The 9,721-nt window shown below is 69.8% G+C and carries 10 protein-coding genes; 3 read left to right on the top strand and 7 right to left on the bottom strand.

Annotation, left to right across the window (positions count from 1 at the left end):
• Nucleotides 1-191 precede the first annotated feature (191 nt).
• Nucleotides 192-662, top strand: a complete 471-nt coding sequence (locus tag ACIRFH_RS36145; protein ID WP_403530702.1) for a hypothetical protein — start codon at nt 192-194, stop codon at nt 660-662.
• Here the strand turns inward: ACIRFH_RS36145 and ACIRFH_RS36140 are convergent.
• Complete coding sequence (locus ACIRFH_RS36140) at nt 634-1,449, bottom strand: IS5 family transposase (protein WP_403530699.1); 816 nt, start codon at nt 1,447-1,449, stop codon at nt 634-636. The two genes, ACIRFH_RS36145 and ACIRFH_RS36140, sit on opposite strands and share 29 nt — an antisense overlap.
• 832 nt (nt 1,450-2,281) lie before the next feature.
• On the opposite strand from ACIRFH_RS36140, the gene ACIRFH_RS36135 reads away from it, so the two are divergent.
• Nucleotides 2,282-3,451 carry a serine/threonine-protein kinase gene (locus tag ACIRFH_RS36135; protein ID WP_403530696.1) on the top strand — a complete coding sequence of 390 codons (1,170 nt, stop codon included), beginning with the start codon at nt 2,282-2,284 and terminating at the stop codon, nt 3,449-3,451.
• Between the two features lie 101 nt (nt 3,452-3,552).
• Here the strand turns inward: ACIRFH_RS36135 and ACIRFH_RS36130 are convergent, their stop codons facing one another.
• The 3 genes from ACIRFH_RS36130 to ACIRFH_RS36120 all read right to left on the bottom strand — a co-directional run bounded on the left by ACIRFH_RS36130 (nt 3,553) and on the right by ACIRFH_RS36120 (nt 5,544).
• Nucleotides 3,553-3,795, bottom strand: coding sequence for an integrase core domain-containing protein (locus tag ACIRFH_RS36130; protein WP_403530709.1), 243 nt, complete (start codon nt 3,793-3,795; stop codon nt 3,553-3,555).
• A gap of 198 nt (nt 3,796-3,993) precedes the next feature.
• Complete coding sequence (locus ACIRFH_RS36125; RefSeq protein ID WP_403530693.1) at nt 3,994-4,491, bottom strand: hypothetical protein; 498 nt, start codon at nt 4,489-4,491, stop codon at nt 3,994-3,996.
• 198 nt (nt 4,492-4,689) lie between these two features.
• On the bottom strand, nt 4,690-5,544 hold the full coding sequence (locus tag ACIRFH_RS36120; RefSeq protein ID WP_403530691.1) for a hypothetical protein: 855 nt from the start codon (nt 5,542-5,544) through the stop codon (nt 4,690-4,692).
• A gap of 182 nt (nt 5,545-5,726) precedes the next feature.
• Between ACIRFH_RS36120 and ACIRFH_RS36115 the strand changes: the two genes are divergently transcribed.
• A complete protein-coding gene (locus ACIRFH_RS36115) occupies nt 5,727-6,017 on the top strand; it encodes a WhiB family transcriptional regulator (RefSeq protein WP_403530705.1) in 291 nt (96 codons plus the stop codon).
• A 503-nt stretch (nt 6,018-6,520) separates the two neighbouring features.
• Here ACIRFH_RS36115 and ACIRFH_RS36110 read toward each other — a convergent pair.
• The 3 genes from ACIRFH_RS36110 to ACIRFH_RS36100 all read right to left on the bottom strand — a co-directional run bounded on the left by ACIRFH_RS36110 (nt 6,521) and on the right by ACIRFH_RS36100 (nt 9,170).
• Nucleotides 6,521-8,143, bottom strand: a complete 1,623-nt coding sequence (locus tag ACIRFH_RS36110; RefSeq protein WP_403530688.1) for a serine/threonine-protein kinase — start codon at nt 8,141-8,143, stop codon at nt 6,521-6,523.
• A gap of 353 nt (nt 8,144-8,496) precedes the next feature.
• The gene (locus tag ACIRFH_RS36105) at nt 8,497-8,895 is read right to left on the bottom strand and encodes a hypothetical protein (RefSeq protein ID WP_403530685.1); all 399 of its coding nucleotides are present in this window, start codon (nt 8,893-8,895) and stop codon (nt 8,497-8,499) included.
• The gene (locus ACIRFH_RS36100) at nt 8,895-9,170 is read right to left on the bottom strand and encodes a hypothetical protein (RefSeq protein WP_403530682.1); all 276 of its coding nucleotides are present in this window, start codon (nt 9,168-9,170) and stop codon (nt 8,895-8,897) included. The genes ACIRFH_RS36105 and ACIRFH_RS36100 overlap by 1 nt, the downstream gene beginning before the upstream one ends.
• Nucleotides 9,171-9,721: the final 551 nt, after the last annotated feature.

The following is a 9,721-nucleotide window of genomic DNA, read 5'->3' as shown; positions in this document are numbered from 1 at the left end:
GAGGGCTCAACGGCCTCGGGCTCAGCCACGTTCTCACTGGTCATCGATGCATCCTCCATGATCGGGAGTTACACCGAACGGTTTACAGTCCCAACGTGATCGCTTGGTTCGGGCTAGGGGGCATGAACTCCGGTCGGCAGCGGGAGAGATGGGGGCGGTTCGTTCGCTCGTATCGCTCGTGGAGGTGGCTGGTGGCATCGGTACTCGGTCTGCTGGAAGCCCGGGAGAAGAAGGTGCGGGAAGAGATCGCGTGGTTGCAGGAGGAGGCCGAGCGGGTGCAGGCCGCGCTCGGCGAGGCGGAACGGGCGCTTCAGCGGCTGGTGGATGCCCGTGCAACGGTGGCCGAGGTGCTGGTCGAGCCGCCTTCCGCGGTCGTGGAGCCGCAGCGGGGCTCAGCGGTCGGCTCGGTGGTGCCGCACCGGACCGAGGGCATGACGGCGTCGGTCCTGGCGCCGGACTACCAGCGGATCGTGTCGGTGCTGGAGTCGGAAGCGGGCCGGGAGGGCATGCGCTGCCAGCAACTGGCCAGGGCCCTGGGGCTTCAGGTGGTCCCGGCGAAGGTCGAGGGGGTGCGGTCGAAGGCGAAACGCCTGGTGGAGCGGGGGTGGGCCCGGCAGGTGCGGCCGGGGGTGTTCACCGCGCTCGCGGTGCCGACCGGCTGAACGCGCCCGGGCGGCGCCCGGCCAGGCGGCCGCTCATGAGCATGGTCATCGACCACAGCACCATGGCCTCGTGCATGGCGGACAGTGTCTCGTAGTCGCGCACCAGGCGGCGCGAGCGCATCAGCCAGCTCAGTGTTCTTTCCACCACCCACCTGCGCGGCAGCACCACAAAGCCCGTGGCGTCGTCGGTGCGTCTGACGATCTCCAGGGTGAGCTGGAGGTTCTCGGCCGCCCAGTCGACCAGTCGCCCGGCATAGCCGCCGTCCGCCCACACCAAGCGGATGGAGAAGTGCACCTTGCGCAGTTGCTCGAGCAGCGGGACGGCGGCGTCGCGGTCCTGCACGCTCGCCGCGGTCACCGCAACGGCCAGTACCAGGCCGAGGCAGTCCACCACCAGGTGCCGCTTGCGGCCGCCCACCTTCTTCCCGCCGTCCCAGCCGGATGTGGAGCGCGGGATGTTCGCCGCGGCCCGCAGTGACTGCGAGTCCACGATCGCGGCCGTCGGGTCCACCGTGCGGCCCTCCTTCTCCCGCACGCGGTCGCGCAGCCGGTCGTGGAGCTCGGCGAGCAGACCCGTCACCTGCCAGCGACGGGCGAAAGCGTGCACACGTCGGTACGGCGGGAAATCCGCCGGCAGATTGACCCACTTGACGCCGTTGTCGACCACGTAGCGGACTGCATCCAGCATCACGCGGTGGCAATAGCCCTCCGGCCGGCCGCCCCGCCCTTCAAGCCACGCGGGCACCGGCAGCACCGCCCGGATGACCTGCCATTCCGCGTCCGTCATGTCCGAGCCGTAACACCGCACACGGTCCGGCCCGTCCGCCGCGTTGCCGAACCTGTGCGCGAGGCAGTCACACGACGGAGACGGCGAGTTGGACTCCACGGGCGCGAGCGCGAAAGACTGCGGCAACAGGGCCTCCTGGTGCTCGTTGGCTTCGACAACCCCGAGCTACCGCGAGGCCCTGTCTTCATGCGCCAACCGCACCGCGATCACCCGATCAAGACCCGTGTTCGACCAGCCCAGCCCGCTGATCGGTAAGCGGATGGCGTCTGAACGCAGCGCCAGTCTCCTGCATTACAGACACCGGGCGGAAGATCGCCTCCGGCCATGCCGACCGCACCTGGGTGCGCGCGCACCGTAGAACCCGGCATGGCGCACCAAGGCGCTCATGTTGAGTTCGCAGCGTTTCGGCGGCGCGGTGGTGGTGCCGGTGGGGTTCACCGGCACCACCAGGGGATGTCAGTGGCGGCCGCCGTGGCGGTTGCTGCCCTGCGCGAGACGGCGGCCGGCTGCCCGGAGCGGAGCGTGACGTACGAGCCGGCCACGTAACCGGCGTCCGGCCGTCAATCCTCGAGCCGCCCCCGGTGGCTCGAGCGCCGTTCGACGTCCTTGGGTGCGTGCCAGCCGGTCCGCGCCTCACACCACTTGATCGCTCGCAGGGCATGCGAACCACTGCGATCAAGTCCGCCGTAGCTGCGACGGGCGTCATTCTCTTCCTGGCCGCCTCCTCGTCGACCTCGGCCCCATGAGCGGACGCGGCATCGGCGGCACAGTGTCGATCTGGGTCAGGGGCGAAGAGGGACCCTTCTAAGATCGTTCGGGGGAGGGATGTGGGGTGGAGCGGATCGGCGCGTACACGGTGGAGCAGGTGCTCGGTGAGGGTGGGATGGGCACGGTCTATCTCGCCCGTTCGAGGGGTGGGCGTGCGGTGGCGGTGAAGGTGGCCAAGCCGGAACTGGCGCGTGACCCTGGGTTCCGTGAGCGGTTCCGTACGGAGGTCGCTGCGGCCCGCGCGGTAGGTGGCTTTCACACGGCACCGGTCGTGGACGCGGGTCCTGAGGCGCCGGCGCCGTGGATGGCCACTGCCTACATCCCCGGGCCGACTCTTGCCGGCCTCCTTGCCACGCAGGGCGCGATGGAGGGACGGGCGCTGCGGCAGCTCGGGCTTGCGCTGGCCGAAGCCCTGCAGGCCATCCACAGCTGCGGTCTGGTCCACCGTGACCTGAAACCGGGCAACATCATCATGGCCGGGGACGGACCGCGCGTCGTGGACTTCGGTATCGCCCGAGCCGTAGAGGGCTCCCGTTTGACCGCCACCGGTATCGCCGTTGGCACACCGGGCTTCCTCGCCCCGGAACAGGCAGAGGGCCTGCCGGTCACACCGGCCGCGGACGTTTTCGCGCTGGGAGCGGTCCTGATCGCAGCCAGCGGCGGAAGCGCCTTCGGGGACGGCACCCCGGCGGCCATGATGTACCGCTCCGTCCATCACGAGCCCGACTTGACCACCGTGCCACCCACGCTGCGCGGCGTCATCGCTGCTTGCATGGGGAAGAAGCCCCAGCAGAGGCCTGCTGCCGGCCAGCTGCTGGACCTGCTCAGTTTGACGGAGCTCGGGGGACCGCCGGCCTATGAGCCCACTCAGGTCGCTTCCGCGTCACCGCCGCCCATGCCCGCCCACCAGCCCTCACCTCCGAGCCTGCCACCCACGAGCGACGCGGACGCCGAGAGCCCGCAGCTTTTCGCCATGGACCGCAAGAACGCCATCGTGGCGGACACCGAAGGCATCTCGCTGGGCAACAACGGCCGCACCATTCATCTGGCCTGGCCCACCGTCCACGCTGTGACCTACGAGGAAACCGGCCGAGGCCTGGGCCTGACTGTCACCGTCCACCTCGCCGACGGCACGGCCCACACATGCCGTGTGACCACATGCGACGAGGAAGAACTGGACGACTGGATCGACCAGCTCATCCTTGCCCGCGAGTACTTCCTCCCTGGCCGCTGACGCCGGGCGTGTCTCGGTGCCCGCTACTGGAGCGGTCGGGCTCCAGTCGTCTGTCCCGTGGGCTGCCGTGAAGTTTCCCCGTGATCCCGGACACGTGATCGTTATGCCGCGAGGGTGTGCTGATGTCGCTGTCCGGTCTCGGCCGGGGTGAGACAGCCGAGGGTCTTGTGCTTGCGCAGGCGGCGGCGGTTGCGGAAGGTCTCGATGAAGTTGAAGACCTCGGCTCGCGCGGTGGCCCGGTCGGGCCGGGCGCGGGTGCCGATCTCTTCCTTGAGCAGGGCCCAGAAGCTCTCCGCGGCGGCGTTGTCGAAGCAGGATCCGGTGCGTCCACAGCTCTGCCGCAGCCCCAGCCGGCCTATTCCTTGGCAGGACTGGGTCGCGTGTATTCCCTGCCGCGATCGCTGTGACCCACGCGGCCGGGCTCCGGTCCGCCCCGGCCGTGGGCCATGCCGTGTAGGCGGGCCCGCGCCTTGCCTGCCGATGGCGCACCCTCCGGACGGGGCGAGGGGGCCTCGCTGCGGAAGCGAGTTCTGACTGGCCGGTCACGAGCCGTTCTGGAGTCGCTCCGCGGCCTGAGCAGGGGGGTCGTAGTAGCCAGGCTGTGCCACCAGGACGGAGCTGAAGTAGTAGCCCTGCTCTTCCTCGGGCTCGTCGTCGGCCGCGAACGGGCGCCAGAAGCTCAGCAGCAAGTCCTGGGCGACGAAGGAAGCAGCGTCGTCGGGGTCTTCCTCGAGAGAGGTGAACGCACCGATGCGCCGGACGACCTCGAGGGCTGGAAGCGCGAAGACGTCCACGCCCTTGAAGAGTACTCGGTCTGTCTGGGCCGACGGCCTTGCCAGCTCGATGGCCTCGAGTGTGTCGCGCACGCAGTGGATGCTGATCATCAGCCCGCTGGGACGGAAGATGTGCCGCCCCGGCTGATCGGACTCCGACGCTGCGGCAGGATCGCGGAGCGAGGCCAACGCGGTGCTGGCCGCGTTCCGCGTCATGCCGATCCGCAACGGGCCAACGCCGGCAGGTGGGGTGAGGTCGAAGTCCATGTGGGGATGATGCCAAACAGTTCTGTCACCTGCCTGGGGTGCCTCCGTGCGGAGTTGTCTTCCCGCTCAGCGGCCGGACTTCAGGACCGACCTGGTCCGCCCGTCGTCGACGACGCACGTCCGTCCTTGCCGTCCTCCGGGCCCCTGCGGCGCTCGGTCCAGCGAGCCGCCGCGGGTGCCCGGAGGCGGCAGCGGATGCTAGACCTTGGCCGGTACCTTCTCGGCGTTGTTGCTCGCGGGCTCGTCCGTGGCGGGGGAGGGCGCCGCGGGCGTGTCGGTGTGGGCGGTGTACATGACGTTGCCCTGCTGGCGGGTCTTCTCGGCGAGGTTCTTCGTGACGAGGGTCTGCAGGCCGTTGCGCACCGTCTGCGCGGACGTCGCCCGGTCGGGGTGGTCCTTGGCGAGCTGCTCGCTGACCTCGCGGGCCACCAGCGGCTGCCCCGGCGTCTTGCGAAGCACACCGAGGAGGAGCTCCCACAGCGGCGGCCCGCCGGCCGCGGCCTTGCCCACCGAAGCGTTCGAGCCAGGGGCCTTCGGTGATACAGCCTGCTCGGCCGCCGGCTTCTTCGCAGCGGGATTCTCGGCTGCCGGCGCTGTCGTCTTGGCGGTGGTCTTCTTGACCGGCGCCTTCGCGGCCGTCTTCTTGGCGGTGGTCTTCTTCGCGGCCGCCGGCTTCTTGGCCGCGGGCTTCGTAGCGGCGGGCTTCTTCGCCCGGGCCGCCTTCTTCACCGTCTGCTTCTGCCGCTGCGCGGGGACGGTCTGGGGCGCCTCGGCGTCGGCCAGGGCGGAGGTCTCGGCCAGCTCCACCGGGGCCGTAGACGGCGTCTCGGCCGCGCTGCCGGACGCGCCGTCCGCAGGCTCGCCCGTCGTGGGCAGGCTGCTCTGCGCCTGCGTCAACCACGCTGCATCCGCCTTGAGTTGGTCAAGACGCTGTTGGAGAGTGGCGATCTGGCCGGTGAGCTCTTCCTGCTCTGCGTGGTTGGCCGTGAGCTCGTCGGCGAATCGCTGGCGTACTCGTTCTTGCACGGGGGTCGTCTGGGGCTCGTTGGCCACGACAGCACACTCCTTCTACCTGGGATGTTGGTGTCGGATGCTACTCACCCCAAACGTCTGGTAGTTGCCGTCCCGCCTGATTGCCGCCCTTGCGGTGTTGTGAGGACTGATCTGCTGTGATCTGGGCATAGGCTCGGTGCTGTCGCCGAGCGCGACGGGGGAGGAACACGATGACGACCACGGTGACGACCGTGACGTACTGGCAGGAGGCTGCCGCCTGCCGCGGCACCGACCCGGACGAGCTGTTCGCCGAGAGCACCCGGCAAAAGCGGGCCAAGGCTGTCTGTGAGGGCTGCCCCGTGCGTATCGACTGCCTGGTGGAAGCACTCGACAACCGCATCGAATGGGGTATGTGGGGTGGCATGACCGAACGCGAACGCCGCGCGCTGCTGCGCCGCCGGCCCCATGTCGCCTCCTGGCGGCACGTCCTGGACAGCGCCCGCATCGAACAGCAGCAGCCGCAGACCAGCTGACCCTGGCTGCCGGCCGGTGGCGGCGAGCAGCCCGGCGCCGGCCCGCGTCCTGTCGAGCGGCTGAACCGCTCGCTCCGGCGCTCCGGGCAGTATACGAATCATGGCTGGGCCGCTCTGGCCGCGTCGCTGCGCGCCTGGCGGACAGCGACCATGGCGCCTCTGTGTCGTCGGCAGCAGGCGGTCGCCCCTGAGCCGTGACGCTGATCGTGTCCGACAGGCCGATGCCGTAAAGGGGGTTGGTCTCGCCCGCCGGCCTGGCCGAAGTAGCCGGCGGGGGACTTTGAGCCGTAGACCCAGCCGCCGTGGCGGGCCGTCTCGATGAGGTCCTTGTCGGCCTGCTTGGCGGCGGTGGCGAAACCGCGGCGCAGGCTGTGCCCGCTCCAGCGAGGCGGGAGGTCAGGCAACAGCTCAATGGGGGCGGTCTGGTGGGCGCGGGTGGCGGCTCTCGTAGCCGGTGAATGGAGCAAATTGAGTGGCAAGGTTAACCTCGTGCTTTCACGAGGCTAAACGCGGCAGCTGTCGGTGTGGGTGACCTCTCGGAAGTCGGCGATGAGGGGGCTGGCCATCGACTCGCGGTAGACGACCGCGGCGCGACCGTAGGGCCAGGTGATGTCGTCGTGGAAGTCCTGCTGGGCCTCTGCGCAGCTGCCGAACATCAGACCGCGGACGATGTCGGTCCAGGCGGCATCGTCCTGGTGGCTCTGCCCTTCGGGGTAGGTGCCGGGGCCAAAGGTGACGAACATCGTCTGCGCCGAGGGGTTGAACGTGACGGTCACCTCGTCGTCCATGTACTGCTGTCCTTGAAGAACGGGAGCCGCGCCATCGCGCAGACGCTGCGCGGCGGCCTTCTCCGCCTGTGTGGCTGGCACCCGGGCGGCGGCCCACTCATCAACGGTGGGCTGCGTGCTGTCGCTGCGGGTGTAAGCGGGAGAGGGGGCAGCCGAAGAACGAGGGCTCGGCGAGGAGGACGACGGTGTGTCGGATGCGGTCAGCGCGGGGCCGGTTGCAGGGCCGGCGGAGTGCTGAGCCGCAGGCGTGAGGCCGGCGGCTGGGGTTTTCTGACCGCCGGGTGAGGAGGCTGGTCCCCGCGCGGTGGTGGATGACTGCGTGGCGGCGAGGATGCCGCCGAGGCTGCCCACGAGGACAGCAGCGGCGACGACCATCAGGTACAGGCGAGTGCGGCTGGTGCGCTGCGAGGGCGCAGGCCAGATCGGCTCCTCGGACGGCAGATCCCAGTTGAGACCGACCAGGTCGGCTATCAGTGTCGGCTGAGGCAGTTCGGCGGGGCCGGTGACGGCCGTGGTCTGGCCGGCAAGCAACTCACCACATGATTGTGCGAGTTCGGGGGCTGTCGGTCGGTCGGACGGTTCCTTCGACAGGGCCCTCTCCACCAGCTGGCGCAGATCATCGCCCATGCCGTCGAGGTCGGGCTCGGCGGACAGGACACGAAAGGCAACGGCGTCGGCAGCGCCGCTGCCGAAGGGGAGACGACCTGTCGCCGCGTAGGCGACCAGGGCACCCCAGGCGAAGACGTCGCCCTCTGGGCCGACCGTGCCGGTGCGGTAATGCTCAGGGCTGATCCAGCCCGGCGTGCCCGTCATCACGCCAGTACGGGTGACGGAGGTCCCGTCCAAGGCATGAGCGATGCCGAAGTCCAGCACCATCGGACCCGAAGGGGCCAGAATGACGTTCTGGGGCTTCACATCCCGGTGCACGACGCCGGCTCCGTGGACCGCGGAGAGTGCAGCTGCGGTACCGGCGGCCAAGGCGTACAGGCGGGCCCCGGTCAGGGGCCCGCTGGCGGCCACGTGCTGATCGAGGGTGGGACCGGGTATGAAAGCGGTGACAAGCCACGGAGCGGGCGCATCGGGGTCGGCATCGACCACCGGAACCAGGCAGGGGCCCGTAACACGCTGGGACAGCTGGACCTCCCGCCGGAACCGAGCACGGAACTCGTCGTCGGCGGCCTGTGCCGGATGCACGACCTTGACGGCCATCCGCTCCCCGGCGGCACTGAGCGCGGCATACACGGTGCCCATGCCGCCGGACCCGAGCCGGCCCACGACGCGATAAGGGCCGACACGATGCGGATCACCTTGCTGCATCGACTGAACACGGCTGGACATGGATGCTTCCCCCTGGTGATCAACGGCACGCATACGCCGAAGTAGTGATCAATCGTATCGGCTCGCCCGCGCAGCCAGACAACAGGAAGGGCCGCGCACCGGCGACGGCACGAAACCATGGCCGAGGCCCGTGCGCTCACCAAGCGGACCATGGATGCCGTCATCGAGGCCTTCAGACAGGACGACGAGAAGGACGCCGGACCGGCTTGAGTCTAGGAGCGGTGCTGCTCCCGGCGAAGCAGCGCCGGATCTTGCTGATGTCAGGTGGTGGCGGGCCAGGCCTGGGGCACAGCGACGGCCGTGTCGACGGCGTGGGCGGGGGCGCGGTGACCGTCTTCTGCCGCGGCTGACGTCTACTGGTCGGGGTGGACGGCTTGGACGCCGGTGCCCGCGTACGCCTTCGGCGTCAGGGTGAGAAGGAACCGGCCGGCGGGGTGGGCGGCGCAGGGGCGAGCGGCGTGGATGGCGTGGACAGCGGCCCAGGAGTGCCCGAAGCGCAGCAGTTCGGTGGCGGTGACCGCGGCGTCGGTGTCGAACGCCTCGATCCGGATGAACCGCAGCCCCTTGACGTAGCCGAGCAGCCCAGGCCGTTCGGCGTCGCCGGCCGTCAGGGACAGCACCGGCGCATACAGATCCCCGAGCCCTCCGGAGGCCTGGACGTAGAACGCGGCGACCGCCTCGTTGAACGGGTCCTTCGGGTCGTACAACGCCCCCGCGGTCGTGTGGTCCAGGACGACCGCGATCCCTGCCACTACGCGGCTGCCCGCGGACCGTGCGCGCTGCCGCCGAGGCGCTCCAGCAGCGCCCGGGCCTTCGCCTCGGCCTCCGGGCTCGGTGCGCTGCCGAGAGCGGAGGCGAGCTCGGAGCGGGCCAGCTCGGCCCGCTCCGCGTACTCCGCCCGTGTCGGAGTGCTCTGCGCGAGCTCCTCGACCAGGCTGCGGATGGTGGTGCCGTGCTCGGCGGCCAGCTGGGCGAGCCGGTCCCGCGCGGCCGTGCCCACCTTGATGCTTGTCTCGTCTGCTGCCATACCCCAACTCTACCGCGCCCCTCTACTCCGAGTAGAGGAAACGTGCTGGACGGACATACCGCGGAAGACCGACCTGCCAGAGCCCGCGTCCGAACAGGGAGCGCCTTCAGCACGCGACTGGCACGCGGGATGTACGCCCTATGGGCGCTCTACGGCGGGCTGCGCGGGCGCCCCGCGATTCGGAGTCGGGCCACCGCTCCTCAGACGGCAGGGGCCCGGCCGGACTGCTCGGTAGCCGGGGCCGTCGGCCAGCAGCGACCTGCACCCACGCCCCCAATCCCTGCTCGCACAGCACCCACGCAGCCTCTGCCCCTGACACTCACGAGGACGGACGGGGTCCCGCCACATCGAGGACCCGGCAGTGCCCCGAGCGAGGTGTGCCCGCGCCCATCATCGCGACGATGAGCGCGGCGAAACGATCACGCTGCGACCGAACAGTCGGCCTTCGGCTGCGCGCCTAGTGACCTGAGTCGGAGATTCGTCGTTGGTTCGGTATGAGTCGTCCGGGTCCGAAGATTCCGCCGTTGTCGGTGACCGATGCCCAGCGGGTC

Source organism: Streptomyces sp. NPDC093586, assembly GCF_044764905.1.
Classification (GTDB): domain Bacteria; phylum Actinomycetota; class Actinomycetes; order Streptomycetales; family Streptomycetaceae; genus Streptomyces.
Note: the sequence above shows the minus strand (reverse complement) of the source record. Positions and strands in the feature narration are given on the sequence as shown.